Origin of the sequence: Rhodovulum imhoffii, from assembly GCF_003046545.1 — a bacterium.
In the GTDB taxonomy this organism is placed as follows: domain Bacteria; phylum Pseudomonadota; class Alphaproteobacteria; order Rhodobacterales; family Rhodobacteraceae; genus Rhodovulum; species Rhodovulum imhoffii.
The window spans coordinates 203,260-226,583 of the sequence record NZ_QAAA01000002.1 but is presented as its reverse complement, the minus strand read 5'-3'; the positions used below and the strand labels follow the sequence as shown (position 1 = coordinate 226,583).

Genomic DNA, 23,324 nt, shown 5'->3' with positions numbered 1-23,324 from the left:
GCCATGGCCGAAACCGACCCACATACCGCCCTGCCGCTGCCGCAATTCGATAAGCCGGTGAGGCTTCTGATTGCTGTCGCGCCGTTCTATCGCGACATCGCCAACATGCTGCTGGCGGGCGCGCGCGCCACGCTGGAGCAGGTCGGCGCAGCCTGCGACGTGATCGAGGTGCCCGGCGCGCTGGAACTGCCCACCGCCATCGGGCTGGCGCATCGGATGTCGAATTATGACGGGTTCGTCGCGCTGGGCTGTGTTATTCGCGGTGAGACCACCCATTACGAAACCGTGTGCAACGACAGCTCGCGTGGGCTGACGCTTCTGGGCCTTCAGGGGGCCCTGATCGGCAACGGTATCCTGACCGTGGAGAATCGCGATCAGGCCGAGCGGCGTGCCGACCCCGCCGACATGGACAAAGGCGGCGGTGCGGCGGCGGCGGCGTTGCACCTGATCGCGCTTGCCCGCAAATGGGGAGGGGAGACCAAGGGCGTGGGTTTCAGGCCTGCGGGAAGCTTCCAGATTGCCGAGGATGCGCGCCGATGAGCAAAGCCGATAAACGCCAGATGCGTTCCGCCGCGCGTCTTTATGCGGTGCAGGCGCTGTTCCAGATGGAACAGTCCGGCCAGACCGTTGATGCCGTGCGCGCGGAATTCGAAACTTGGCGCTTTGGTCTTGGTTACGAAGACGGCCAGGATCTGGTCGAGGGCGACGTGAATCATTTTCGCATGGTTTTGGATGAGGCCGTGAACTGGCAGGCAAGGATCGACCAGATGACCGATCGCGCGCTGGTGGCCAAATGGCCCATTGCTCGGATCGACCCGACCCTGCGGGCGCTTTTCCGTGCCGCAGGGGCGGAGCTGGTTGCCGCGGGGGCGCCGCCAAAGGTGGTCATCACGGAGTACGTTGACATCGCAAAGGCGTTTTTCCCCGAAGGGAGGGAGCCGGCATTCGTTAACGCCGTGCTTGATCACATGGCACGGGAGGCCAAACCGGAGGCGTTTTAAGGCACCCCGCACGCGCCGCGTCGCCGCCCGGACAGTTGGGCCGCGGGAAAGACCGTGCCTGCGTCAGGGTCTGTGCGGATTTGAGGGATTTCCCTAAAAAATACGAATCGGCAATCCATTTTGCGCCGTTGCACAGCGTCGGCAGCTTGCCCTTGGGGATCTTGTGCCGGGCGGCGTTCGCCGGCGATAGGGCAGGGCGCTCAGTTCCGGAAGGGTAAGCGCCTTGACGAAAGCCGGGCTGGGCGGATCCCCCCGGCGCAGATAAAAGGCATAAGGCCTCGGCATGACGACCTTTTTCCGGATTTGCCGGACCCGGACAGTCTGACCTGCGATCCGCCGGGGAGGCCTGTAATTTTCCGAGGGAATGTGTTTTCCCCTTGGAATCTGGAATCATTCAAATATCTTTGACTTGGAAACGGAGGACTCCATGCCCCAACTCGTCCGTCTTTATATTCGTCAGACTCTGATCGGCTTTGTCCTGTCGGCTGTATTTGTCGCGATGCTCTTGTCGTTCAACGTGGCCAACCTCTGGCACCTTGTGACACATGTATCGCTTGGATGGGTCGCTGTCGTGATGCTGTTTGTTTTCAACGGCATCGTATTCGCGGGTGTGCAGTTCGGTATTTCGATCATGCGGATGACCGAGGAAGACGACAGGGGAAGCGGTGGAAAACGTCAGCCGCAGCCAGTGAACGCCCCTGTTCTTCTGACGGTTCCGGTTCAGGAACCCCGGCAACACCAGCGCCTTCGCTGATTCCGGCGGTCTTTGGTCGGTTTTCGATGCGGCGGGACCACCAGCAACCGTTGAGGCAACGAATTCCCGAGGACCTGTACGAACAGGTGGGCGCCAGGTAACCGGGCCACGGCCCGGACAGAGCCGGCTCCCTCGGATTTGCTTAAGGCCACCGGAATTTGACCTCGTGACGAGAGGGGCAGAACCCGCCTAAGCCGCAGATAGGGCGTCGAAAGGAAAAGGGCAAGACTTGCCGTGTGTTTCCTCTTTGTTCATATTTCCTTCATGACCGAGCCTTCCTCTTCCGGGCGCCTTCTGGCCCGCGGCGTCTGCCGGTACCTTTCCTCACTGGACTTTGCCTGCATGCAGGAGTTTTCCCCAACGCGCGGACTGCGCGTGGATGTCATGGCACTTGGCCCCAGAGGAGAGCTTTGGGTGGTGGAGTGCAAGTCCTGCCGGGCGGATTTCAAGGCGGATCGCAAGTGGTGCGGCTATCTGGAATGGTGTGACAGGTTCTTTTGGGCGGTCGACGATCAATTTTCCACGGATCTGTTACCGGCCGGCACGGGGCTGGTTCTGGCGGATGGATATGGGGCCGAGATCCTGGCCATGCCTGCCGAACGCCCCGTCGCCGCGGCGCGGCGCAAGGCCCTGACGCGCAAGTTCGCCCGCGATGCCGCCCGCCGTCTTCAGGCGATGAACGATTCGCACCCGGCTACTTCGCGCCTTTAGGTTTCATCGCGCGGGCATGGGTGGCGGCGGCGCGAATTTCCTCGGCGATCTCGTCGGCTTCTTCGGGGTCGAAATCGAGGGGCAGTTCCAATCCGTCGCCTTCGATGTAGAGCCGGACCATGCCAAGCGTGGTTGGCCCGATTTGCAGGCTGGCGGAAATATCGCTTTCCTTGTCGATGCCCATGACGGCGTCCCCTTTTCAAAGTCAGGTTTGGGGTAACCCGAAGGTTTCGGGCAGGCAAGGGCTTGACGCCGGTTGCGGATCGCTCTTTGGCTTTTGCAATGGAAAGCATCGAGTTTCGAGATATGCGCCCCGGCGACGTTTCCTGGCTGATTAAGCGCCACGGGGCGCTCTATGCGGCCGAAGAAGGATTCGACGAGAGTTTCTCGGAACGGGTTGGTCACGTACTGGCCGATTACGTGGCCCATCGAGATGCCAGTTGCGAGCGTGCCTGGATTGCCCAGCATAATGGGCGTCAGATCGGGTCTGTATTCTGCATGCGCGAGGGTCGCCCCGGTGTCGCCCGGCTGCGCCTGTTCCTGATCGAACCCGCCTATCGCGGACAGGGGCTGGGGGCACGGATGCTGGCACGCGTTTTGACCTATGCGCGGGATTGCGGCTATTACCGACTGGCTGTCAGCACCTATGCCAGCCATGACGCGGCCTGTGCGCTTTACGCGCGTTACGGCTTTGTCCTTACCGAAGAGCGTCCGGTTCAGAGTTTTGGGCAATCGCTTGTGGAGCAAAGCTGGGAGATCGTGCTTTGAGGTGAAATCGAGGGCTTGCAATCGTGGCTGGGGGGCGCTAAATCGCGCGGCAGTGCCGCCTTAGCTCAGTTGGTTAGAGCGCTGGATTGTGGATCCAGAGGTCCCCCGTTCAAGCCGGGGAGGCGGTACCATTCCTGAAATCTTGATTTTTCCGCATCACGGTGGCCTCCTTTGACCAAGATGGACCGATGGGGGACCCATGCTTGATGCCATGATGCGCCGACTGATCGACCCGCCGTTGGCCCGGATGGGCCGGGCGCTGGCCATGCGCGGGGTTTCGGCGGATGCGGTGACTCTTGCAGGGCTGGTGCTCGGGTTGAGTGCGGCGGCGCTGATTGCCCTGGGGGCGCCGGTGCTGGCGCTGGTGCCGCTTTTGGCCAGCCGTCTTGCAGATGGGCTTGATGGCGCCATCGCCCGGGCCAGCGGAAAAACGGATTTCGGCGGGTATCTCGATATCACCTGTGATTTTTTGTTCTACGGGGCGATTCCGCTGGGCTTTGTGCTTGCGGATCCGGCCGCAAACGGTGCGGCGGGGGCGGCCCTGCTGACCAGCTTTTATTTCAACGGGGCGACGTTTCTTGGGTTCGCGATTCTTGCGGAGCGACGCAGCATGCGAACCGAGGCGCGTGGGGTGAAGTCGCTTTATTTTACCGGAGGCTTGCTGGAAGGGACTGAAACAATTGTTTTTTTTGTGGTATTGTGTCTGTGGCCCGAAGGCTTTGTGCCGCTGGCCTGGGGGTTTGGCGGTTTGTGTTTCTTTACCGCTGCCTCGCGCGTTGTTCTGGCGCGGCGGGTGTTTCCTGACGAGTGATCTCAACCTTCTGCCGCAGCGTGCCGCTGGCCGAATCGAAAATCAGAATTTCGTCCGTTTCGGTGACGACGGCGAGCCAGTCGCGCCCGCGGGTGATGGCATAGGGCGTTGCGCCCTCGGGCAGGGTGATTTGCGCGGGCAGGGGGGGCGCGCTTCTGTCCGGCATGCGGATGACAAACAACGTTACGATCACTACAAACCCGGCAATCATCGTCACCATCAACATCGTGACGAGCCAGCGCAGCAGTTTCAGGTTCGGGGGCATTCCCCCGGTATTGGGAGCCTCGTCCATGTCCACGCCTCGCCGTTTTCAGGTTACCATCGGGCCGAACCCGCCTGGACGTCTTGATAAGGCCCTCGCCCGCGATATTCCAGAGCAGGCCGGATTGTCGCGCTCGCGCCTGGTCAAACTGATTGCCGAGGGGGCTGTGACGCGTGCTGGTGCAGTGCTGGACGACCCGCGCGCCCGTGTGGCCGAGGGCGAGGTGCTGGAGATCGGGTTTGCCGATCCGGTTGATGTCGCCGCCCGGCCGGAGGCGATCCCGCTGGACGTGGTGTACGAGGATACCGCCCTGGTGGTGGTGAACAAGCCCGCGGGTATGGTGGTCCATCCCGCGCCGGGGGCGCCGTCGGGGACGTTGGTGAATGCGCTTCTGGCGCATTGCGGGCAGAGCCTTTCCGGAATCGGCGGGGAACGCCGGCCCGGTATCGTCCATCGTATCGACAAGGATACCAGCGGTCTTCTGGTCGTCGCGAAGACGGACAAGGCCCATGCCGTGCTGGCGGCCCAATTTGCGGCCCACAGGACGGAACGGCATTACAAGGCACTGGCCCATGGTGTGCCGGATGCGGCGGAGTCGCGCCTGCGAGGGGTGCGGGGGATCAGTTTCGAACCCGGCGGGGTGTTGAAGATCACCACGCAACTGGCCCGCCACCGTACCGACCGCCAACGGCAGGCGGTGGTCTGGTCCGGCGGACGGCACGCCGTGACGCGCGCGCGGGTCGAAGAGATCTTTGGCCAGCCCGGCGCGGCGGCGTTGCTGGACTGCTGGCTGGAGACCGGGCGGACTCACCAGATCCGGGTGCATATGGCCCATGCGGGGCACGGATTGATCGGGGATCGGGTCTATGGCGGGCGGCGCCTGTCGGCGGCTGCGTTGGGCGCGGCGGCGACGGTGGCGCAGGCCTTTCCCCGCCAGGCCCTGCACGCGGCGACGTTGGGATTTTGCCACCCGGAAACGGGCCGGGACATGCGTTTTGAGGCGCCCCTGCCTGCCGATATGGCCGCGCTTCTGGACGTTTTGCGCAGCGCGTCCAGCCCCCGCCCGCGCCCGTGACGCGCGCGCGACTATCTTCGCCATGGGGCTTTGGCCGCCGGGGCCATGCCGTGCATTCCCGGTGCGGATTGGTATGACAAGGCCCATCCGGGTTCGAAAACAGGTACGGGATTTGGTTTATGGATTTTTTGACAGGCTTTCTGGCAGGTGTTCTGATTTTTGGCTTTTACCAGAAAAGAAAACATCGTTCTGCGAAGGAACGGTTCCAACAGTTTGATGTGACCAAACATCATAATCAACAAAGATTTGTCGATCAGGCAGATTTTTATCCGCGCAAGCCCGTGAACCCGGAGGCATATAAAGCTGTTTTCTCCGTGGTGGAGCGTACTCTCGCGGAGATTACTCCGAAACATCGGCTTCTGGCAGAGGTTTCGATGGGCAGTTTTCTGGGCACGTCAAACGAAAAAGGCACACGGGGGCAGCAGAATCTGGCTTTTCGATCAATCAACAGCAAGCGTGTGGATTTTCTGGTAATTGATGAATTTGGGTATCCAAAACTTGTTATCGAATATCACGGGAGTGGGCATTTTCAGGGAAGTGCCGAAGCGCGTGATGAAGTCAAACGCCGTGCGCTCAAGCGAGCGGGAATCCCGTTGCTTGAGTTCCATGAGGGGGTGAGCGCGAAGGAAGTCGGCAACAGGGTGCGCTGGTGGGTCACGAACCGCTGATCTCTGCCCCTTGTGCGGCGACGGGGCTGTTCGCAATCCGGGTCCGCGTTTTCGCGGCTTGGCTTTTGCGTCTTCGCCGGGGGTAAAAATACTCAAATATGAGAGGGGAGATTGAGGGCGGTTCGCGTCGCCCGCGACATTGATATTGGAGCCGGTGTCAGTCTTCACGCGCATTACACTCTCTGACTGCCAAAAATTCAAAAAAATATTCCTCTGATTGAATCTTTGTAAAAGATTCGCGTAAATTTGCCCGATTTTGCATTTTCATGACGTGTGTGATTACATGCGGTCGCCGGAAATGTATGTGACCGTAATCTGGCTTTAGTGATAATGGGGGCAACATGCGTCACGAGAGACTGATTGTTTTGGGATTGGTTTGCGGGCTTGCGGCCTGTGGGGCGACCACGCAACCGGAAAAGAGCATGCAAAGGGAAGATGCCGAAACGCTCGGAACCAAGGTTCTTGAGGGTGAGACACTCTATGTCGTTGGCGCGCGCGCACCGCTCTCCGGTGCAAGCGGCAAGGATGGGATGCCGACCCGTGCAGAAGTAGACGCCGGGATGAAAGCCATCCAGACCAGCGATGCGTCCACCGCGCTGCCTCGGCAAGCGGCACGCTATTGCACGACTTACCGGGTCTTGGATCCCGGTGTGCCGATCATCCGTGAGGAGCGCCGGGAGGGAGAAGGCTGGACGGTCTTTTCCAGGGTGACGATCGCGTGCGCATCGCCGTCGGGCGCCAGATCGTAGGTTGACCGGCCCGGAAGCTTTTGTCCTCCGGGCCATCAGGGCCGTTACGCCGCCAGCGCGCTGAGGATGCGTGCCCAGCTTCGGGCCCCTTTGCGGAAACTGACAAGATCGTATTTCTCGTTTGGCGAATGTATTGCGTCGTCGTCCTTACCAAAGCCGATCAGCATCGAATCCATTCCCAGGACGGTTTTGAAATACCCCGCAATCGGGATGGAGGCGCCGCAGCCGATATAGGCGGCGGGGTGCGGCCATTCGTCGGAAAGCGCCACGCGGGCTTTTTCAAAGGCGGGGTGATCTGTTGCCATCTGTGCGGCGGGTGACGCACCGTGGCCCTTGAAACCGACCGTGCAGTCGGGTGGCATGTGGCTTTGGATGAAGGCACGGAAATTTTCACGAATTTTAAGGGGATCCTGCTGACCGACAAGACGGAAGCTGACCTTGGCATGGGCCTGCGCCGGCAGGACCGTCTTGAACCCTTCGCCGGTATATCCGCCCCAGATTCCGTTCACATCGCAAGTCGGCCGCGCCCAAAGCTGCTCCAGCGGTGTCCGGTCTGCCTCGCCGGCGGGGGCCGAAAGGCCTGCCTCGCCCAGAAAGGTTTGCGGATCGAAGCCCAGGGCCTGCCATTGGGCCATGACATCCGCGGGGATTTCCGGCACGCCTTCGTAAAAACCGGGGACGGTGACGTGGCCCGTTTCGTCATGAAGGGCCGCAAGAGCCCGAGACAGGGCCCGGATCGGATTCATCGATATCCCGCCATACATTCCCGAATGCAGGTCTTTCGAGGGGCCAGTGACAGTCAGTTCTTCGGTCAGAAGGCCGCGCAGCATGGTGATGATCGCGGGAGTGTCTTCGCCAAAGAGGCCGGTGTCGCAGATCAGGGCGATATCGCTGGTGAGTTCACGCGCGTTTTCTTTCATGAACGGGATCAGCGAGGGCGAGCCGGATTCCTCCTCTCCCTCCAAAAACACAGTCACCTTGAGCGGCAGGCTGCCATGTACGGCCTTCCAGGCACGGCAGGCTTCGATGAAGGTCATCACCTGCCCCTTGTCATCGCTGGAACCGCGCCCGCGGATCACCTGACCCTTGGCGGTGTCCTCGACGACCGGGTCGAAGGGGTCGCGTGTCCACAGGGCCAGGGGGTCGATGGGCTGCACGTCGTAATGGCCGTAAAACAGCACATGCGGGCCGGGGCCGTCGTGATGGGCAACCACCATCGGGTGGCCGGGGGTTTCCCGCAGGCTGGCGTCAAAGCCGATGGACAGAAGGTCCGCGATCAGCCATTCGGCGGCGCGGGTGCATTCCGTGGCATAGGCAGGGTCGGTGGAGATGGAGGGGATGCGCAGAAGGTCCATCAGCCGGGCCAGCGCGGCGGGTTCCTCGGACTCGAGGCGATCCAGGACGGGGGTGAGTTTCATGCCCGAAGGCTCCTTGGTTTTGGGAACTGCGCGCAAGGTAGCAGGCGCGTGGGGGGTGTCCAGAGGCGGGGGGCGGCAAAACTTGACCGAAATCAAAGTCTGTCTTGTGGAACTGCCGTTAGCGTGCCCCGGAGGAACATGTCGCCGCCGCGATGTTCTCCGATAGGAACGCCTGTAGCGGATCGGAAAACGACCCCCGCAGAAATATACCCGTCTGCGCTGAAAGCGCCGGGAAGGCACGAGACGACGCATCGACAACCGGGGTAGATTTCGTATGGAATCGACCCGGAAGATCGCAAACCCGCATTGCGGGGCCGGATCGTCACAGATCCGGCAGGCATCAGGCCCCACGGAGGCCGAACAACGAAGGAGAGACCCGGTGGATTATACCGCAGGACTGGACGCAGCCATCAACCGCCTTCACGAAGAGGGGCGTTACCGCACCTTTATCGACATCGAGCGCCGCAAAGGCGCCTTCCCCGAGGCGGTCTGGTCGCGCCCCGATGGGGCGCAGCAGGACATTACGGTCTGGTGCGGGAACGACTATCTGGGCATGGGGCAGCATCCGGTCGTTCTTCAGGCGATGCACGATGTGCTGGATGCCACCGGCGCCGGGTCCGGGGGCACGCGCAACATCTCCGGAACCACGGTCTATCACAAGCAGCTTGAGGCCGAACTGGCCGATCTGCACCAGAAAGAAGCGGCGCTCGTTTTCAACTCCGCCTACATGGCCAATGACGCGACGCTGTCGACCCTGCCGGTTTTGTTCAAGGATCTCGTTATCGTTTCGGATGAACTCAACCACGCCTCGATGATCCAGGGGATTCGCCGGGGCCGCTGTGAGAAGCACATTTTCCGTCACAATGATATGGCGCACCTGCGCGAGATTCTCGAAGGCATAGAGAAAGGGCGCCCGATCCTGATCGCCTTCGAATCCGTTTATTCCATGGATGGTGATTTCGGCCCGATCGAGGATATCTGCGACCTTGCCGATGAATTCAACGCCCTGACCTATATCGACGAAGTGCATGCCGTGGGCATGTACGGCCCCCGCGGCGGAGGCGTGTGTGAGCGGGACGGCCTGATGGGCCGGATCGATATCATCAACGGTACGCTGGCGAAGGCTTATGGCGTATTCGGCGGGTATATCGCGGCGTCGGCCAGGATGTGCGATGCGGTCCGGTCCTATGCGCCCGGCTTTATCTTTACCACGTCGTTGCCCCCTGTGGTGGCCGCCGGGGCCGCGGCTTCGGTTCGGCATCTCAAGACCGACAGCGCCGTGCGTGACGTCCACCAAGACCGCGCCCGCGTCCTGAAGGCCCGTTTCAAGGGGCTGGGTATGCCGATCATCGACCATGGGAGCCATATCGTCCCCGTGATCGTGGGGGATCCGGTTCATACCAAGAAGATTTCCGATATGCTGCTGTCGGGTTACGGTATCTACGTACAGCCGATCAACTTCCCCACCGTGCCGCGCGGTACGGAGCGTTTGCGTTTTACCCCGTCTCCCGTCCACTCAACGGAGCAAATGGACGCCCTGGTTCGCGCAATGGATGGTCTTTGGTCCCATTGTGCGCTGAATCGTGCCGAGATGACGGCCTGATCAAGTTTCTGCCAGTGCAAAAACTCTGGCGCTGTGTTAAAAAACCCACAAGGCGGCGGTGATTCTGACACGCCGCCGTTTGGGGACACAGTGTGGCAGGCACAAGGCAGTTTAGATGGCCGGGCACCATGAGTTGTTGGCAGAGTCCGACAGCACCGTTGTAGATTTTGACGAAAATGACTTTCGTCTTGGCGATGTCATGCGCGGGGAGCGCGCAACCTTGGGCAAATCTTTGCTCGACGTTCAGCGAGAGCTGAAGATAAAGGCCGCCTATATCGCCGCGATAGAAAACCTGGACGTCAGCGCGTTTGAGACACCGGGCTTCATTGCCGGGTACGTGCGCTCCTATGCCCGCTATCTCGGACTGGATCCGGACCTTACATATCGGCGTTTCTGCGAGGAAGGCGGGTTGCCGCGCCCCTGCGACTCAGCCCCCAAGACCGAGCGCCGTACCACGGGTGATCCGCTGACAGATCCGAATGCGCTGTTCGTGCCCCAGGGCGACAGCTTCCTGTCGCGGGTAGAGCCGGGGGCGATCGGTTCGGTCCTGGTTTTGATTTTGCTGTTGAGCGGGCTGGCCTATGGCGGCTGGTCGGTTTTCAAGCAGATTCAGCGTGTGCAACTCAGCCCGGTGGAACAGACCCCCGGCGTGGTGGTGCAGGTGGACCCTCTGACCTCGGAACACGGCGTCGCGCAGGCGGACATTGCCCCCCCAAGCCCTGATGCCATGACCCGGCTTTATCGCCCTCAGGCGCTGGAGGCCCCGGTGCTGGTGGCGCGCGATGGGCCCATTGCCGCGCTCAAACCGGACCGTGTCGGGGCGTTTGCGGATCGGGCCGCCGACCCTCATCCGCCGGTGTTTGCCGAAAGCGGGGGAGTTGCAGCGCCGGAAGAGTCGCAGGTTCGGGTCCTTGCCGGGGGGGTGCCGGAGGTTTCGGTTCTGGCGGTGCGTCCGGCTTGGATACGTGTGAGCGCGGCTGACGGTGCGGTGCTGTTTGAAAAGATCCTGGATGCGGGGGAACGCTATGTCGTTCCCCAAACGGAGCAGCCGCCTGTGCTGCGCGCCGGAAATTCCGGGGCGGTTTATTTTTCCGTCGGAGAAAAGACCTACGGTCCGGCACTGCCCGGTGCCCGTGTTGCCAAGAATGTCAGCCTGGGGGCCGGGGACCTGGTTGCTGCCTATGATCTCGCGGATCCGGATGCCGATCCGGCACTGGCCAGCGCCATTGCCGTTGCGCAGGCGCAGGGTGGCACCGGGTCGCAATAGCGGGGGCGGTGCCGCGTTGCGTCTCCAGGCGTAATCCTTTATTCAGGGGACGACTTCACCAGCCGCAGGCAGGGTTTCCATGTCGCTGAACGCCGTGCGCCCCTGGCGCAATATAGAACGCCGAAAATCCCGTAAAATCCACGTTGGTCCGGTCCCTGTCGGGGGCGATGCGCCGATCTCGGTGCAGACCATGACCAACACTGTGACCACCGATATCAAGGGGACCATCGGACAGGTCCAGGCCGCCGCCGAGGCCGGGGCGGATATCGTCCGTGTTTCTGTTCCTGACGCGGATTCGTCTGCCGCGTTGAAAACGATCGTTGCGGAAAGCCCGGTTCCGATCGTTGCGGATATCCATTTCCACTACAAGCGCGGGATCGAGGCCGCCGAAGCCGGGGCCGCCTGTTTGCGGATCAATCCCGGAAATATCGGGGATGAGAGGCGCGTGAAAGAGGTCATCAAGGCTGCGCGCGACCATGGTTGCTCCATGCGGATCGGGGTCAACGCGGGCAGTCTCGAAAAGCACTTGCTGGAAAAATACGGTGAGCCGTGCCCCGAAGCGATGGTGGAAAGCGCGCTCGAACATATTCGCATCCTCGAGGATAACGACTTTCACGAGTTCAAGATCAGCGTGAAGGCATCGGACGTCTTTCTGGCCGCCGCCGCCTATCAGGGGATTGCCGAGGCCACGGATGCGCCGCTGCACCTTGGCATTACCGAGGCCGGGGGGTTGATGACGGGTACGATCAAGTCCGCCATCGGCTTGGGCAACCTGCTCTGGGCGGGGGTCGGGGACACGATCCGCGTGTCGCTTTCGGCGCATCCGGTCGAAGAGGTGAAAGTCGGCTATGAGATCCTCAAGGCCCTCGGCCTGCGCCACCGTGGGGTGAACATCATTTCCTGCCCATCCTGCGCGCGACAGGGGTTTGATGTCATCAAGACGGTTGAAACGCTTGAAAGGCGGCTGGAACACATCAAGACCCCGATGAGCCTGTCGATCATCGGGTGTGTCGTGAATGGTCCGGGGGAGGCGCTGATGACCGATGTCGGGTTCACCGGCGGTGGGGGCGGCAACGGGATGGTCTATCTGGCCGGGAAACAGGACCACCGGATCTCGAACGAAGAGATGATCGATCACATCGTGGAACAGGTTGAGAAGAAAGCCGCGGAGATCGAGGCATCCGCTGCTACGCCGCAAGCGGCAGAATAAAGGCGGGTTTGTCCAAAAAGCAGACGCCCCGCCATCGGCGGGGCGTCTTTGCGTTTAGCCGCGCAGGACGTTCCATCCAAAGCGGGACGACAGCGGTGTCGGGTCGTCGGTCATCAGTTCGACATTGGGCTTGCGGTCCGAAAGCACTGGCCAGCCGAAGCGCGTGGAGAACGGCGTCGGGTCGTCGGTCATCAGATCGATGTCGGGCTTGCGGTCGGACAGCAGGTCAAAACCCAGCATGTCGGAGAACGGGGTGGGGCTGGCGGCGACGCCGTCCTTTTCCACGTCGGTAAAAAAGCGGCTTTGCTTGGAAAGCGCGGGATAGTTTTTGAAAACCTGAGTCATGGTTTCTCCTGTGGCAAGCGCGTTGATCGCACCCTTACATTGGTACCGGATTGCCCCTCCGATACCAGTGGGGTGCGTCCAAATGGCAGTGACGCTCAGGCGTCACTGGCGGAAGATTGCCTATTGTGCGCGTTCGTTTGCAACCGTTTCCTGAAGCTCTGCCAGCGGCACATAGCCACGGATCATCTGCGATTTCAGGATGAAGGTCGGGGTGCCGGAAATTTGCAATCTTTGCGCCAATTCCCTGTTTTCATTTATGATATCATCAATTTCCGGCGCTTCCATCCGTGCAAGGGACGGCGCGGGGTCGAATCCCGCGTCTTCGGCGATCTGTCGCAGCGCGCTTTCGTTGACCGGTCCGCGCAGATGGATCAGCGCGTCGGAAACCTTCCGGTAGGCGTCGTTGCCTTCCGTTTGCAAAGTCGCGATCGCAAAACGGGAGGCACGCACCGAATCCTCGCTCAGAATTGGGAACTCCTTGAGTACGAAACGCACGTTCCCGTCAGCTTCCAGCAATTTCTTCACTTCCTCGTGGGCCTTGCGGCAGTAAGGGCAGCGGTAGTCGGTGAATTCCACCAGCGTGACGTCACCCTGCGGATTGCCGCCGACAAAAGAGTGAGGATCGTTGAAGATATCTTCGGCATTGACGGCGATCAGTTCGGCGTCGCTCACGGCTTCGGCTTCGGCCTGGCGCTGTTCCAGAACGGAGATAGCCTCCATCAGCACTTCGGGATGATCGAGAAGATAGGCGCGCACCTCGTCCCGAAAGGCGTCGCGCTCCGGACCGGACATGTTTGTCAGGTCGAGGGCCCCGGCAGGGGCGGCGAGGACAAGGCCGAAGGCGGCGGCGGTCAGGGCAGGGCGGATCATCGGGATCTCCGTTCTGGTTGGTATGGAACCTTTGCAGCATATTCGCCGCGCCGGGCCAAGGGGTGGTTATCGGGACCGTGTTCGGTCGATGGCACGGGTCAGGGCGATCGGGGGTACATCGCCCCGTACCAGCGCGTCCGGCAGCACCCAGACCGGGGCCGGCCCAAGATCGAGGGTTCTGGCCAGTCTGGCAGTGCGGGCGATGGTGGCGTGGGTTTCCGGGGCTTCCATGTGGGTCAGAACGGCCTGGGGGGCCGTACTGATCCGGTGGGCCAGGGCTCTCAGGGTCGTGGGGGTGTGGTCGGGTAGGGCGAAAAGCGCCCGCTGTGCCTTCAGGTAGGCGTCTGGCCCGTCGACATGCAAAATGGCCTGGGCAAGGCGGGCGGCGCCGGTTTCAGGGCCGGGGGCGTAGTCTTTCATCACGATCCGCAAGGCCGTGTCCCGCGTGGCCATTGCGCGGGCCACGGCCGGCATGTCCGCACAGGAAGCACAGGCGTAATCGACGAAGGCGACGAGAGTCACATCGCCCCTGCCTTCGGCCCAGTCCTGGGGCGAGTCGAACAGCGCCCCGGCGTTTTCGTTAAGGCGCGCCAGATCGTTTTGCGCTTCGCGGGTATAACGATGTGTTTCGGCCTGGCGCAATGCCTCCCGGACCACCTCCGGATGCTCCAGCAGATAACTGCGCAGTTCGGCACCGAAGGCGTTGCGTTGTTCGGGGGAAAGCTCAAGCGCGCCGGCCGGTATGGCCAGCAGCAGGAAGGGGAGGATGTATTTCATCTTTTGGCCTGCGCAGCGGCGCCAAGGATATCCTGGGCACGCAGCCAGCCGGGAGAGCCGCGCGCCAGCAGCCCTTCCGCCCGTTTCGCGTGGACGGCGGCGTCGGTCAGCCGGCCCCCAAGGGCATAGCGTTCGGCGGTCGCGACCGAGGCAAGCCCGTTCTGCCCCAGCCTTGCGTGGACCTGGGCGAGATCGCGCAGCATGCGCGGGTCGTAGGGGTCGCGGGCATGGGCGCGTTCCAGTACGGCCAGCGCCTTGCGGTCTGCGCCGGCGGTGTTCAGCGCCAGAAGGGCGCGCCCGTAACCGGACAGGATCAGGGGGTGTTTGGGGGCGAGCGACACGGCGCGTTCATAGGCGTTCACCGCTGCGGAAAACTGGCGCGATTCCAGAAGGATTTGCCCGCGTAATTCATGCACGAAAGGATCCTTGGGGCGGTTGGCGGCCAGTTGATCGATTGCCTTCATGGCCTTGGCGGTATCGGGTTGACGGTGATAGGCGATGGCACGGCGCATCAGCGCCACATCCGAAGTGTCCGAGCGTCCGATCTTGCGCAATGTGTAGGAGGGGTTGCGCAGGAAGGCCTCCAGCTTGCCGCGCGCGCGGGCATGCCAGTAGCGGGAACTGGCGCTTTCCGATCCGCCGGAATAACCCGCAGCGTAGCCTTTAAGCGCCCGCAGCCGTTCTGATGACAGCGGATGAGTCAGCGCATAAGGGTCCCTGCGGGAGACGCTCAGGGCTTCCTGCCCGCGGAACAGTTCCAGAACTTCGATCATGGCATTCGGATCCACCCCCGCATCGGCCATGAAACGCACGCCGGACTGGTCGGCGGCGGCTTCCTCGGCGCGGGTGTGGGCAAAGAACAGCCGCTGTGCGGTGGAGGCTGTCCCGATTGCCACGCCCACCCCCGCTCTGGCGTCGACGGAGGCCGCAGCCGCGGCCAGGACCAGCCCGATCGCTCCGATGGAGCGCGCCCCGCGCAAATTCGCCATGCGTCGGGTGATGTGCCCGTTGGCGATATGCGCCAGTTCGTGGGCAATGACCGCCTGTACCTGTGCGGGGGTTTCCAGCCTTAACAGCAGCCCGGAATGCAGGAACACCGTCCGGTGGTCGGCGACGAACGCGTTCATGGAACTGTCGTTGAGGATCATCACCCGCAGCGTCGCGGGGTTGAGGCCGGCGGCGGAGATGACGGGGCGGGCCAGTTCATGCAGGGCGTATTCGATCTCGGCGTCACGGATCAGGCTTTGGCCCCGGGCCGAAGGCAACCAGAGGGCCAGCAGCAGCGCGGCCAGCAGTCCGGTTCGGGGGATATGCACCCAACGCGGCATTGACCTTTCTCCTTCCGGCTGAAACAACGCGCCCATGCCTACACCGTAGAGAGGACGCGATGCGAGTTTCAAGCCGGGGCGAGGTCGATCCCTTCATTGTGATGGATGTGATGGAGGCCGCGCGCCGGGCCGAGGCCGAAGGTCGGGACATCGTGCACATGGAGGTGGGTCAGCCCGGTACGCCCGCGCCCGCCGCCGCCCGCGCCGCGCTGGCAGAGGTGTTAGGGCGGGACCCGCTGGGATATACTGTGGGGCTGGGCCTGCCGGCCCTGCGCGCCCGGATCGCGCAACTTTACGGGGAGTGGTATGACGTGGATCTCGATCCGGGCCGGGTAGTGGTGACGCCCGGTTCTTCGGGGGGATTTCTGCTGGCGTTCACTTCGCTGTTCGACACGGGCGACAGGGTGGGAATCGGGGCGCCCGGTTACCCGTCCTACCGCCAGATTCTTTCGGCTTTGGGCATTGTCCCGGTCATGCTGGAAGCGCGCGCGGAAAACCGTCTGCAACCCGTGCCTGCCGATCTGCCTGCCGATCTCGACGGGCTTATGGTGGCGTCGCCGGCCAACCCTTCCGGCACGATGCTGGACCGCGATGCGCTGGACGCGCTGATCGACACCTGCCACGGGCAAAACACCGCCTTCATCTCTGACGAAATCTACCACGGGATCGAATACGACAAGAAGGCGGTCACCGCCCTGGAAATTTCCGACGATGTTTATGTCATCAACTCGTTTTCCAAGTATTTCTCCATGACCGGATGGCGCGTGGGGTGGATGGTGGTTCCCCAAAGCCATGTCCGGCGGATCGAACGGCTGGCCCAGAACCTTTTCATCTGTACCCCCCATGCCAGCCAGGTCGTCGCCGCGGCGGCGATGGATTGCACCGAAGAGCTGGAGGCCAACATGGCCGTCTACCGGGAAAACCGCCGCCTGATGCTGGAAGGGCTTCCAGGGGCAGGGTTCACGAAGATCGCGCCGCCGGACGGGGCCTTCTACGTATATGCCGATGTTTCCGGCATAACCGATGACAGCCGCGCTTTCGCGCGTGAAATTCTGGACAGGGCCGGTGTCGCCGTGACGCCCGGCATGGATTTCGACCCCGACCGGGGCGCCGGTACGCTGAGATTTTCCTATGCACAGTCTACCGCGCGCATCCGCGAAGGCCTGAGCCGGTTGACCCTGTTCATGCGAAATCGCGCCTGAGCGGCGGAAAACGAACCCGACCATGCGGGTTGCTTTTGACGCATCCCCGCCGGACGCGTATACAAGCGCCATCATCAATCGGGGGCGCGCGTGGTTCGTTTTCTTCTATCCTTTATCGGGGCTGTCTTCAGTCTGCTGACCGTCGGGGTTCTGGCGGTGGCGCTGATGGTGGGCGCGCTGTTCTGGATGTATGCGCGCGATTTGCCCGATCACGAGGATCTTGCCAGCTACGCCCCGAAAACGATCAGCCGTATCTACACCGGCGAGGGCCGCATCATCGATGAATTCGCCGTTGAACGGCGCCTGTACGCTCCGGCAGACGAAATCCCCGATCTTGTGAAACAGGCGTTCATTTCCGCGGAGGACAAGAATTTTTATACCCATCCGGGGTTCGACGCGCGCGGCATCATCGCCGCCGGAATCGAAGCCATCCGTACCCGTGGCGAAACGGTGCGCGGCGCCTCGACCATTACCCAGCAGGTCATGAAGAACTTCCTGCTGGGCGGCGAACGGACCGGGGAGCGCAAGGTCAAGGAACTGATTCTGGCGACACGAATCGAGAAGACCCTGAGCAAGGAAAAGATCCTTGAACTCTATCTCAACGAGATTTTTCTTGGCCAGAACTCTTATGGCGTGGCTGCGGCTGCACAGACGTATTTCAACAAGACCCTTGGCGAATTGCGCCCGGAGGAGGCGGCCTACCTCGCCGCGCTGCCCAAGGCGCCGTCAAATTACCATCCTGTGCGTCAGACGGAGCGTGCCGTCGAACGGCGCAACTTCGTCCTGCGCGAGATGTTCGAGAACGGCTATCTTGACCGCACGGTTTTCGATGCGGCGCTGGCCGCGCCGCTCCGGACCGTGCAAAACGGCGATTATACCCCCTACCGGGACAGCTTGCCGCCGCGCGATTACTTCACCGACGAGATCCGCCGCCAGCTGAGCGAAAATTTCGGTGAAGAGGAATTTTTCGGTGGAGGGCTGACCATTCGCGCCACGCTGGACCGCGAACTCCAGGCGGAGGCCGCCCGTGCCTTGCGCGAGGGTTTGGAAAGTTACGACCGGGGGTTGGGAATATGGCGCGGCACCGGCAAGACGATCGACCCGGCCCTGCTGGAGCGCGAGGCGGACTGGCGCGAAGCTCTCGCGGCGACGGAGGTTTCCCGGGATGTCGAAGGCTGGTATCCGGCGGTGGTTCTTAAGGTGGGAACCCAGCAAATGCGCGTGGGGATCGAGGGGGTGCGCGACACCGCCGAGGATCCTTCCATCGTCCCCCGCTCCGATATCGCGTGGATGCGCGGCAGTTTTCAGGACAATTTCAAATCCGGCGATGTGGTGCATGTGCGCCGCTTGATCTCGGATGGTCAGGTCCTGAACTGGTCGCTGCGGCAGGTGCCGCGTATCCAGGGCGGGTTTGTGGCGATGGACGTGAACACCGGGCGCGTCCTTGCCATGCAGGGGGGCTTTTCCTACCAGTACTCCGTCTTCAACCGGGCCACGCAGGCCACCCGCCAGCCGGGGTCGAGCTTCAAGCCTTTCGTCTATGCTGCGGCGCTGGACAGTGGATTTACCCCCGCAACCATCGTGATCGACGCACCGATAGAGGTGAAGACCGGCGCGGGCATCTGGCGGCCCAAGAATGCCAGTAACCGCTTTTATGGCCCCGCCCCCCTGCGCACGGGGATCGAACGGTCGCGCAACCTGATGACCGTGCGTCTTGCGCAGGAAATCGGGATGGAGACTGTCGCGGGCTATGCCGAGCGGTTTGGCGTGTATGACCGCATGCAACCCTTCCTGGCCAATGCGCTGGGCAGCCAGGAAACCACGCTTTACCGGATGGTGGCGGCGTACGCGATGTTCGCCAATGGCGGTGAGCGGGTTGCCCCGACGCTGGTGGACCGGGTGCAGGATCGCTGGGGCAAGACCATCTATCGCCACGATATTCGCCGCTGTACCGAGTGCACCCGGAATGATCTGCCCGCGGGCAGGGCCCCGGCCATTGTCTCAGAGCGGGAGCGCGTCATGAATGCCATCACCGCTTACCAGTTGACCTCGATGATGCGCGGCGTGGTGGAACGCGGTACCGCCTCCAAAGTCATCAATCTGCCGGTGCCGACCGCCGGCAAGACCGGCACGACCAATGACGCGAAGGATGTCTGGTTCATCGGGTTTACCTCCAATATCGTGGCCGGATGCTACATGGGCTACGATCAGCCGCGTCCGCTGGGGCGGAGCGCCTTTGGCAGCAGCATGTGTGGACCCGTGTTCAACGATTTCATGAAACTTGCCGTCAAGAAATACGGCGGCGGTCCATTCGAGGTGCCTCCGGGCGGTTACTTCATCAAGATCGACCGCTATTCCGGCGCCCGCCTGCCAGACAATGCTTCCGGCCCGAACGTGGTGGCAGAGTATTTCCGTAATGACAGCGTGCCGGTATTCGGACTGGCTGCGGTCATCGATGGCGGCTTTGCCATGGGGGCGAACCTGCCGCTCTTCAAGCCCGGAGAGGGCGACGAAGAGGCGCCGGTCGAGGTCACGACATCCAGCGGCCGCAAAGCACGGGTCGGGCCGAAGGCGAACTTCGGGTCGCTGTCCTCGGGGGGGCTTTACTGACCTTGCCCGCGCATCCGGTTGGGGATATCACCGCGACTTGACACAGAGAACTTAGAAGGTCCGTTGCCGATGCGTGCAGAGGCGCAAAATACCGTTGAAGACATTCGCAAGTCGCTCACCCTGCTGGCCCAGAGGATGGATTGGGACACCGCCCGGCACAGGCTGGAGGAGTTCAACGCCATGGCCGAAGACCCGGACCTGTGGAGCGACCCGGAGCGGGCGCAAAAACTCATGCGTGACCGCCAGACGCTGGTAGACGCCATTGATACCTACGAGGGGATTGAACAGGAGCTCAACGATCACATCGAACTGATCGAACTGGGTGAAATGGAGGACGACAAAACAGTCGTTGCCGAATCCGAAGCCGCGCTGAAATCTCTCAGAGACCGGGCCGCACAAAAGGAACTGGAGGCTCTTCTCGATGGTGAGGCCGACGGGAACGATACCTTTCTCGAGATCAACTCGGGTGCGGGGGGGACCGAAAGCTGTGACTGGGCCAGCATGCTGGCGCGAATGTATGTCCGCTGGGCCGAGAAGCACGGCTACAAGGTCGAGTTGCAATCGGAAAGCCCTGGGGAAGAAGCCGGGATCAAATCCGCATCTTACAAGATTTCCGGTCATAACGCCTATGGCTGGCTGAAGTCGGAAAGTGGCGTGCATCGTCTGGTGCGGATCTCACCCTATGACAGCGCGGCGCGGCGCCATACCTCATTCAGCTCGGTCTGGGTCTATCCGGTGGTAGACGACAATATAGAGATCGAGGTCAATCCCGCCGATATTCGCATCGACACCTACCGGTCTTCCGGGGCTGGGGGCCAGCACGTGAATACCACGGACTCGGCTGTTCGCATCACACATTTGCCGACGGGGATCGTGGTGACAAGTTCGGAGAAATCCCAGCACCAGAACCGCGATATTGCGATGAAGGCCCTCAAATCCCGCCTGTATCAGATGGAACTGGACAAGCGGAATGCCGAAATCAACGCCCAGCACGAAGCGAAGGGCGAGGCCGGGTGGGGCAACCAGATCCGCTCTTATGTTTTGCAGCCTTACCAGATGGTGAAGGATCTGCGCACCGGGGTCGAGACATCCGATACCCAAGGGGTTCTGGATGGCGATCTGGATGCGTTCATGGCGGCCACGCTGGCCCTTAATGTTTCGGGGATGAGCCGGGCAGAGGCCAAAGCCGACGAATAATCGCGCGCAGCGCATATCCGCACATGAAAAAGGGCACCACCCGTGTGGTGCCCGAGATCCTGACTTTTCCGGATCAGGCCTTTGGTGTCGGCTGCTGCTGCGGAGGTTTCTGTGCCGCAGGCTGCGGGGCCTGCGGGCGGGTTCCGGCCGTACTCAGGGGATCTTCCTGCCGCTGGACGGATCCCTCGAAATGAGCCCCGCTTTCGATGGCAATCGTTTTGTGGATGATATCGCCCTCGACACGGGCGCTTGAGGTCAGACGAACCTTCAGCCCGCGCACGCGGCCCACAATGCGCCCGTTCACGACGACATCATCGGCCATCACCTCTCCGCGGACGGTCGCGGATTCCCCGACGGTCAGCATGTGGGCGCGAATGTCCCCCTCAACCGTCCCTTCGACCTGAATGTCACCGGTGGTTTTCACGTTGCCCTTGATGGTCAGATCGCTGGACAACAGCGACGCCGGCGGTTTGGCCTTGGCGACCGGTGCAGGGCTTTCGGAACCGGAACGAGGAACCGGGGCGGCCTCGGGCATGTTCGGTCTGGTCTTGTCTCCCGGTTTTTGCCCGGCTTCGTTGGGTCTGTTTTTAGAAAACATCTTTGGCTGCCTTGATATAGGTCATCGGATTTACGGGTTTGTCGTTCACGCGCACCTCATAGTGCAGGTGCGTCCCGGTTGAACGGCCCGTATTCCCCATATCACCGATCTGCTGCCCGCGCGAGACTCTTTCGCCCTTGCTCACGCGGAGTTTGGACATGTGGGCATAGCGGGTGGTGATGCCATAGTCGTGCCTGATGTCGACCATGCGTCCATAGCCCGAGACCCAGCCCGCCCGGACCACGACACCATCGGCCGTGGCATAAATCGGTGAGCCATGCGCCCCGGCCATATCCACCCCGGCATGCATGCGGGAACCGCCGATTATGGGATGATTGCGGTACCCGAACGGGCTGCTCATCCGGTATGAGGTCCGCAGCGGCGAGGCAAAGGGCGCACTTTCGGCGGCGATGCGGTAGAGGTTGAGTTCGTCCAGACGCGCGAGCAACGCGCTTCCCCGCACCTCATCCGGATGCGGCTCCGTCCCCTTGGTCGAGTAGGACAGCGGCGTCAGCGGGCCGCCAATTCCGGAATATCCCTGGCGCACGCTTTTCAGCAGGCTGTCTGGGTTCAGCCCGGCTTTTGCGAACATTTTCTCCAGCGGCTCGACCGAGATGGTCATCGCCTCTTCGAGCTGGGTGAAAATACGTTCGTTGCGTTCGCGGGCAAGTTCGTTCCGATAGGCAAGCGCATCCGCCAGCTTGTAGGCGGCAGCGGCATCCGCGCGGGCCAGAGTGCGTTCCTGCGCGGTATCTTCCAGCGCGTCGGACAGGAAGCGCAGCGCATCCTGCGCTTCGCCGCCATGGCCGGCCATAACGGTGTCAGAGCTTTCCAGCCGCGCGGCCAGCGCCCGTGCCTCGGTGCGGGCGGTATCCCGTTCGGCCATGATACGGCGCAGGGTCTGCTGCATCGCGTCCATGCCCTTGGCAAGTTCTGCGCTGCGCTCTTCGGAGGCCAGCAAGGCGGATTGCATGCCGGAGACCTCAACCAGCGCAAGCTTGAAACGCTCATGGGCTTCTTCCGCCTGCTTGATGCTGCGGTCACGTTCCTGCGCCATGGCATTCAGGCGGGTTTCGTAGCTGATCTGTTCACGCTGCGTCTTGTCGCGCAGGTTGCCGGTGCTGACGCTGTCCATCAGCAGGACGGTCGTGGATACCATCGCGGTTCCGGCGATGGCGATGGCCGCCGCGCCTGTGAAAAGCTGTGCGAGGGGGCTGATGCGAAGGAAGCGGGTTGCATTGTCTGTCCGCAAGAACAACCTTTGCTCGGGAAGAAGCCGCCCAAGGGCGGTGTCGATGCGATGTTTCAGTCGCGCTGCCAATGATCCTGCCTCATCTGCCTTTATGGGAAGTGGTGCCCCGCCGACCCTGTCCGGGCTTTTCCGGCTGACGCCACGCTTGCATGTTCTTTACATGCGAAAGCAGCGGTTTGTCTGCTGTTTTTGAGGTGATTGGCGGTTTTTTGCCGGTCGTCGTGCCCTTTTACACAAAGGGACGGGATGTCGGCACTGTTCAGAGCGCGCGCAGCGCCTCCAGAACGTCTTCCGCGTGCCCGGCCACCCTGACCTTGCGCCAGACCTGCGCCACCGTCCCCGAACTGTCGATGAGAAAGGTCGATCGTTCGATCCCCATGTAGGTTTTGCCGTACATCTTCTTTTCGGTCCAGGTGCCGTAGGCGTTGCAGACGCTGCCATCCTCGTCCGACAAAAGCGGCACGCTCAGAGCGTGCTTGGCGACAAATTTGTCATGCCTGGCCACGCTGTCGCGGGAAATGCCGAAAACCCTGGCCCCTGCGGCTTCGAATTCCGGCAGCAAAGCACTGAAGGACAATGCTTCCTTCGTGCAGCCCGACGTGTCATCCTTGGGATAGAAATACAAAACCACCGGCGCAGGCCGCAAACCGGAAAGCGTGACAGACATGCCGCCGTCGCGGGGCAGGGTGAAATCGGGCGCGGGATGTCCTGTCTCGGGCATGGTGTTCTCCAAAGCTTGCGGTGCCCGGTATTTCGGGGCACGGTCCTGCCGGGAAGATAACGGCCAAAGGGCCGGAGACAAGGGCAGGATCCGTACGGTACAGGTGGGTATCCGGAGGATGGAGGAT

25 protein-coding genes, 1 tRNA gene and 1 other RNA gene are annotated in these 23,324 nt (G+C 62.0%); 16 read left to right on the top strand and 11 right to left on the bottom strand.

The genetic code is table 11. The features are described 5' to 3' along the window. Nucleotides 1-3: 3 nt before the first annotated feature. The 3 genes from C8N32_RS02940 to C8N32_RS02930 all read left to right on the top strand — a co-directional run bounded on the left by C8N32_RS02940 (nt 4) and on the right by C8N32_RS02930 (nt 1,755). Nucleotides 4-540, top strand: a complete 537-nt coding sequence (locus C8N32_RS02940; RefSeq protein ID WP_107890964.1) for a 6,7-dimethyl-8-ribityllumazine synthase — start codon at nt 4-6, stop codon at nt 538-540. Further along, nucleotides 537-1,001, top strand: coding sequence for a transcription antitermination factor NusB (gene nusB, locus C8N32_RS02935; protein WP_107890963.1), 465 nt, complete (start codon nt 537-539; stop codon nt 999-1,001). The genes C8N32_RS02940 and nusB overlap by 4 nt, the downstream gene beginning before the upstream one ends. A 427-nt stretch (nt 1,002-1,428) precedes the next feature. Continuing rightward, on the top strand, nt 1,429-1,755 hold the full coding sequence (locus C8N32_RS02930) for a hypothetical protein (protein WP_107890962.1): 327 nt from the start codon (nt 1,429-1,431) through the stop codon (nt 1,753-1,755). Between the two features lie 30 nt (nt 1,756-1,785). On the opposite strand, the gene ssrS is transcribed toward C8N32_RS02930, so the two are convergent. Then, nucleotides 1,786-1,943, bottom strand: a non-coding RNA gene (gene ssrS, locus C8N32_RS15530) — 6S RNA. A 76-nt stretch (nt 1,944-2,019) separates the two neighbouring features. On the opposite strand from ssrS, the gene C8N32_RS02925 reads away from it, so the two are divergent. After that, a complete protein-coding gene (locus C8N32_RS02925) occupies nt 2,020-2,466 on the top strand; it encodes an MmcB family DNA repair protein (protein WP_107891018.1) in 447 nt (148 codons plus the stop codon). On the opposite strand, the gene C8N32_RS02920 is transcribed toward C8N32_RS02925, so the two are convergent. Then, nucleotides 2,450-2,650 (bottom strand): DUF6324 family protein, encoded by a 201-nt coding sequence (locus tag C8N32_RS02920; protein ID WP_107890961.1) that lies wholly within the window; start codon nt 2,648-2,650, stop codon nt 2,450-2,452. The two genes, C8N32_RS02925 and C8N32_RS02920, sit on opposite strands and share 17 nt — an antisense overlap. A 98-nt stretch (nt 2,651-2,748) precedes the next feature. Here C8N32_RS02920 and C8N32_RS02915 point away from each other — a divergent pair, with 98 nt between their 5' ends. The 3 genes from C8N32_RS02915 (at nt 2,749) to C8N32_RS02905 (ending at nt 4,045) form a co-directional block, all read left to right on the top strand. Further along, the gene (locus tag C8N32_RS02915) at nt 2,749-3,234 is read left to right on the top strand and encodes a GNAT family N-acetyltransferase (protein ID WP_107891017.1); all 486 of its coding nucleotides are present in this window, start codon (nt 2,749-2,751) and stop codon (nt 3,232-3,234) included. 54 nt (nt 3,235-3,288) lie between these two features. Further along, a tRNA-His gene (locus C8N32_RS02910) sits at nt 3,289-3,365 on the top strand. 68 nt (nt 3,366-3,433) lie between these two features. Beyond that, nucleotides 3,434-4,045, top strand: coding sequence for a CDP-alcohol phosphatidyltransferase family protein (locus C8N32_RS02905; RefSeq protein ID WP_107890960.1), 612 nt, complete (start codon nt 3,434-3,436; stop codon nt 4,043-4,045). On the opposite strand, the gene C8N32_RS02900 is transcribed toward C8N32_RS02905, so the two are convergent. Beyond that, nucleotides 3,993-4,337 (bottom strand): DUF6476 family protein, encoded by a 345-nt coding sequence (locus C8N32_RS02900; RefSeq protein ID WP_107890959.1) that lies wholly within the window; start codon nt 4,335-4,337, stop codon nt 3,993-3,995. The two genes, C8N32_RS02905 and C8N32_RS02900, sit on opposite strands and share 53 nt — an antisense overlap. Between C8N32_RS02900 and C8N32_RS02895 the strand changes: the two genes are divergently transcribed. From C8N32_RS02895 to C8N32_RS02885, 3 genes are all read left to right on the top strand, one after another. Beyond that, nucleotides 4,336-5,382 carry an RluA family pseudouridine synthase gene (locus tag C8N32_RS02895; protein WP_107890958.1) on the top strand — a complete coding sequence of 349 codons (1,047 nt, stop codon included), beginning with the start codon at nt 4,336-4,338 and terminating at the stop codon, nt 5,380-5,382. The two genes, C8N32_RS02900 and C8N32_RS02895, sit on opposite strands and share 2 nt — an antisense overlap. Before the next feature lie 119 nt (nt 5,383-5,501). Next, nucleotides 5,502-6,050 (top strand): DUF2726 domain-containing protein, encoded by a 549-nt coding sequence (locus C8N32_RS02890; protein ID WP_107890957.1) that lies wholly within the window; start codon nt 5,502-5,504, stop codon nt 6,048-6,050. A 422-nt stretch (nt 6,051-6,472) separates the two neighbouring features. Next, nucleotides 6,473-6,799 carry a hypothetical protein gene (locus C8N32_RS02885; RefSeq protein ID WP_107890956.1) on the top strand — a complete coding sequence of 109 codons (327 nt, stop codon included), beginning with the start codon at nt 6,473-6,475 and terminating at the stop codon, nt 6,797-6,799. Nucleotides 6,800-6,843: 44 nt separating this feature from the next. Here the strand turns inward: C8N32_RS02885 and C8N32_RS02880 are convergent, their stop codons facing one another. Next, complete coding sequence (locus C8N32_RS02880) at nt 6,844-8,217, bottom strand: M20/M25/M40 family metallo-hydrolase (RefSeq protein ID WP_107890955.1); 1,374 nt, start codon at nt 8,215-8,217, stop codon at nt 6,844-6,846. A gap of 379 nt (nt 8,218-8,596) precedes the next feature. Between C8N32_RS02880 and hemA the strand changes: the two genes are divergently transcribed. The 3 genes from hemA to ispG all read left to right on the top strand — a co-directional run bounded on the left by hemA (nt 8,597) and on the right by ispG (nt 12,297). Next, nucleotides 8,597-9,820 (top strand): 5-aminolevulinate synthase, encoded by a 1,224-nt coding sequence (gene hemA, locus C8N32_RS02875; RefSeq protein ID WP_107890954.1) that lies wholly within the window; start codon nt 8,597-8,599, stop codon nt 9,818-9,820. 115 nt (nt 9,821-9,935) lie between these two features. After that, on the top strand, nt 9,936-11,087 hold the full coding sequence (locus C8N32_RS02870) for a helix-turn-helix domain-containing protein (protein WP_242509475.1): 1,152 nt from the start codon (nt 9,936-9,938) through the stop codon (nt 11,085-11,087). 79 nt (nt 11,088-11,166) lie between these two features. Next, the gene (gene ispG, locus C8N32_RS02865) at nt 11,167-12,297 is read left to right on the top strand and encodes a flavodoxin-dependent (E)-4-hydroxy-3-methylbut-2-enyl-diphosphate synthase (protein WP_107890953.1); all 1,131 of its coding nucleotides are present in this window, start codon (nt 11,167-11,169) and stop codon (nt 12,295-12,297) included. 54 nt (nt 12,298-12,351) lie between these two features. On the opposite strand, the gene C8N32_RS02860 is transcribed toward ispG, so the two are convergent. The 4 genes from C8N32_RS02860 to C8N32_RS02845 form a co-directional block, all read right to left on the bottom strand. After that, nucleotides 12,352-12,642 carry a hypothetical protein gene (locus tag C8N32_RS02860; RefSeq protein ID WP_107890952.1) on the bottom strand — a complete coding sequence of 97 codons (291 nt, stop codon included), beginning with the start codon at nt 12,640-12,642 and terminating at the stop codon, nt 12,352-12,354. A 120-nt stretch (nt 12,643-12,762) separates the two neighbouring features. Beyond that, the gene (locus C8N32_RS02855; RefSeq protein ID WP_107890951.1) at nt 12,763-13,512 is read right to left on the bottom strand and encodes a DsbA family protein; all 750 of its coding nucleotides are present in this window, start codon (nt 13,510-13,512) and stop codon (nt 12,763-12,765) included. Nucleotides 13,513-13,578: 66 nt separating this feature from the next. Then, a complete protein-coding gene (locus C8N32_RS02850) occupies nt 13,579-14,289 on the bottom strand; it encodes a DsbA family protein (RefSeq protein ID WP_107890950.1) in 711 nt (236 codons plus the stop codon). After that, complete coding sequence (locus tag C8N32_RS02845) at nt 14,286-15,617, bottom strand: M48 family metalloprotease (RefSeq protein WP_107890949.1); 1,332 nt, start codon at nt 15,615-15,617, stop codon at nt 14,286-14,288. Before C8N32_RS02845 ends, C8N32_RS02850 begins: the two co-directional genes overlap by 4 nt. Before the next feature lie 59 nt (nt 15,618-15,676). On the opposite strand from C8N32_RS02845, the gene C8N32_RS02840 reads away from it, so the two are divergent. From C8N32_RS02840 to prfB, 3 genes are all read left to right on the top strand, one after another. Next, entirely contained in the window at nt 15,677-16,819 is a 1,143-nt protein-coding gene (locus C8N32_RS02840; protein WP_107890948.1) for a pyridoxal phosphate-dependent aminotransferase, read from the top strand. A gap of 90 nt (nt 16,820-16,909) precedes the next feature. Continuing rightward, nucleotides 16,910-19,429 carry a penicillin-binding protein 1A gene (locus tag C8N32_RS02835; protein ID WP_107890947.1) on the top strand — a complete coding sequence of 840 codons (2,520 nt, stop codon included), beginning with the start codon at nt 16,910-16,912 and terminating at the stop codon, nt 19,427-19,429. Between the two features lie 69 nt (nt 19,430-19,498). Next, a complete protein-coding gene (gene prfB / locus C8N32_RS02830) occupies nt 19,499-20,626 on the top strand; it encodes a peptide chain release factor 2 (protein WP_107890946.1) in 1,128 nt (375 codons plus the stop codon). Between the two features lie 73 nt (nt 20,627-20,699). Here the strand turns inward: prfB and C8N32_RS02825 are convergent, their stop codons facing one another. The 3 genes from C8N32_RS02825 to C8N32_RS02815 form a co-directional block, all read right to left on the bottom strand. Further along, complete coding sequence (locus C8N32_RS02825; RefSeq protein WP_107890945.1) at nt 20,700-21,224, bottom strand: bactofilin family protein; 525 nt, start codon at nt 21,222-21,224, stop codon at nt 20,700-20,702. Further along, nucleotides 21,214-22,545, bottom strand: coding sequence for a DUF5930 domain-containing protein (locus tag C8N32_RS02820; RefSeq protein WP_107890944.1), 1,332 nt, complete (start codon nt 22,543-22,545; stop codon nt 21,214-21,216). Before C8N32_RS02820 ends, C8N32_RS02825 begins: the two co-directional genes overlap by 11 nt. A gap of 190 nt (nt 22,546-22,735) precedes the next feature. Beyond that, nucleotides 22,736-23,197 (bottom strand): peroxiredoxin, encoded by a 462-nt coding sequence (locus C8N32_RS02815; protein WP_107891015.1) that lies wholly within the window; start codon nt 23,195-23,197, stop codon nt 22,736-22,738. Between the last annotated feature and the right edge of the window lie 127 nt (nt 23,198-23,324).

Excerpts from the sequence above, each read along its gene's own strand:
- C8N32_RS02940 (WP_107890964.1), top strand. The coding sequence starts at position 4 with ATGGCCGAAACCGACCCACATACCGCCCTGCCGCTGCCGCAATTCGAT.
- nusB (WP_107890963.1), top strand. The coding sequence starts at position 537 with ATGAGCAAAGCCGATAAACGCCAGATGCGTTCCGCCGCGCGTCTTTAT.
- C8N32_RS02930 (WP_107890962.1), top strand. The coding sequence starts at position 1,429 with ATGCCCCAACTCGTCCGTCTTTATATTCGTCAGACTCTGATCGGCTTT.
- C8N32_RS02925 (WP_107891018.1), top strand. The coding sequence starts at position 2,020 with ATGACCGAGCCTTCCTCTTCCGGGCGCCTTCTGGCCCGCGGCGTCTGC.
- C8N32_RS02920 (WP_107890961.1), bottom strand. The coding sequence starts at position 2,650 with ATGGGCATCGACAAGGAAAGCGATATTTCCGCCAGCCTGCAAATCGGG.
- C8N32_RS02915 (WP_107891017.1), top strand. The coding sequence starts at position 2,749 with ATGGAAAGCATCGAGTTTCGAGATATGCGCCCCGGCGACGTTTCCTGG.
- C8N32_RS02905 (WP_107890960.1), top strand. The coding sequence starts at position 3,434 with ATGCTTGATGCCATGATGCGCCGACTGATCGACCCGCCGTTGGCCCGG.
- C8N32_RS02895 (WP_107890958.1), top strand. The coding sequence starts at position 4,336 with ATGTCCACGCCTCGCCGTTTTCAGGTTACCATCGGGCCGAACCCGCCT.
- C8N32_RS02900 (WP_107890959.1), bottom strand. The coding sequence starts at position 4,337 with ATGGACGAGGCTCCCAATACCGGGGGAATGCCCCCGAACCTGAAACTG.
- C8N32_RS02890 (WP_107890957.1), top strand. The coding sequence starts at position 5,502 with ATGGATTTTTTGACAGGCTTTCTGGCAGGTGTTCTGATTTTTGGCTTT.
- C8N32_RS02885 (WP_107890956.1), top strand. The coding sequence starts at position 6,473 with ATGCAAAGGGAAGATGCCGAAACGCTCGGAACCAAGGTTCTTGAGGGT.
- C8N32_RS02880 (WP_107890955.1), bottom strand. The coding sequence starts at position 8,217 with ATGAAACTCACCCCCGTCCTGGATCGCCTCGAGTCCGAGGAACCCGCC.
- C8N32_RS02870 (WP_242509475.1), top strand. The coding sequence starts at position 9,936 with ATGGCCGGGCACCATGAGTTGTTGGCAGAGTCCGACAGCACCGTTGTA.
- ispG (WP_107890953.1), top strand. The coding sequence starts at position 11,167 with ATGTCGCTGAACGCCGTGCGCCCCTGGCGCAATATAGAACGCCGAAAA.
- C8N32_RS02860 (WP_107890952.1), bottom strand. The coding sequence starts at position 12,642 with ATGACTCAGGTTTTCAAAAACTATCCCGCGCTTTCCAAGCAAAGCCGC.
- C8N32_RS02855 (WP_107890951.1), bottom strand. The coding sequence starts at position 13,512 with ATGATCCGCCCTGCCCTGACCGCCGCCGCCTTCGGCCTTGTCCTCGCC.
- C8N32_RS02850 (WP_107890950.1), bottom strand. The coding sequence starts at position 14,289 with ATGAAATACATCCTCCCCTTCCTGCTGCTGGCCATACCGGCCGGCGCG.
- C8N32_RS02845 (WP_107890949.1), bottom strand. The coding sequence starts at position 15,617 with ATGCCGCGTTGGGTGCATATCCCCCGAACCGGACTGCTGGCCGCGCTG.
- C8N32_RS02840 (WP_107890948.1), top strand. The coding sequence starts at position 15,677 with ATGCGAGTTTCAAGCCGGGGCGAGGTCGATCCCTTCATTGTGATGGAT.
- prfB (WP_107890946.1), top strand. The coding sequence starts at position 19,499 with ATGCGTGCAGAGGCGCAAAATACCGTTGAAGACATTCGCAAGTCGCTC.
- C8N32_RS02825 (WP_107890945.1), bottom strand. The coding sequence starts at position 21,224 with ATGTTTTCTAAAAACAGACCCAACGAAGCCGGGCAAAAACCGGGAGAC.
- C8N32_RS02815 (WP_107891015.1), bottom strand. The coding sequence starts at position 23,197 with ATGCCCGAGACAGGACATCCCGCGCCCGATTTCACCCTGCCCCGCGAC.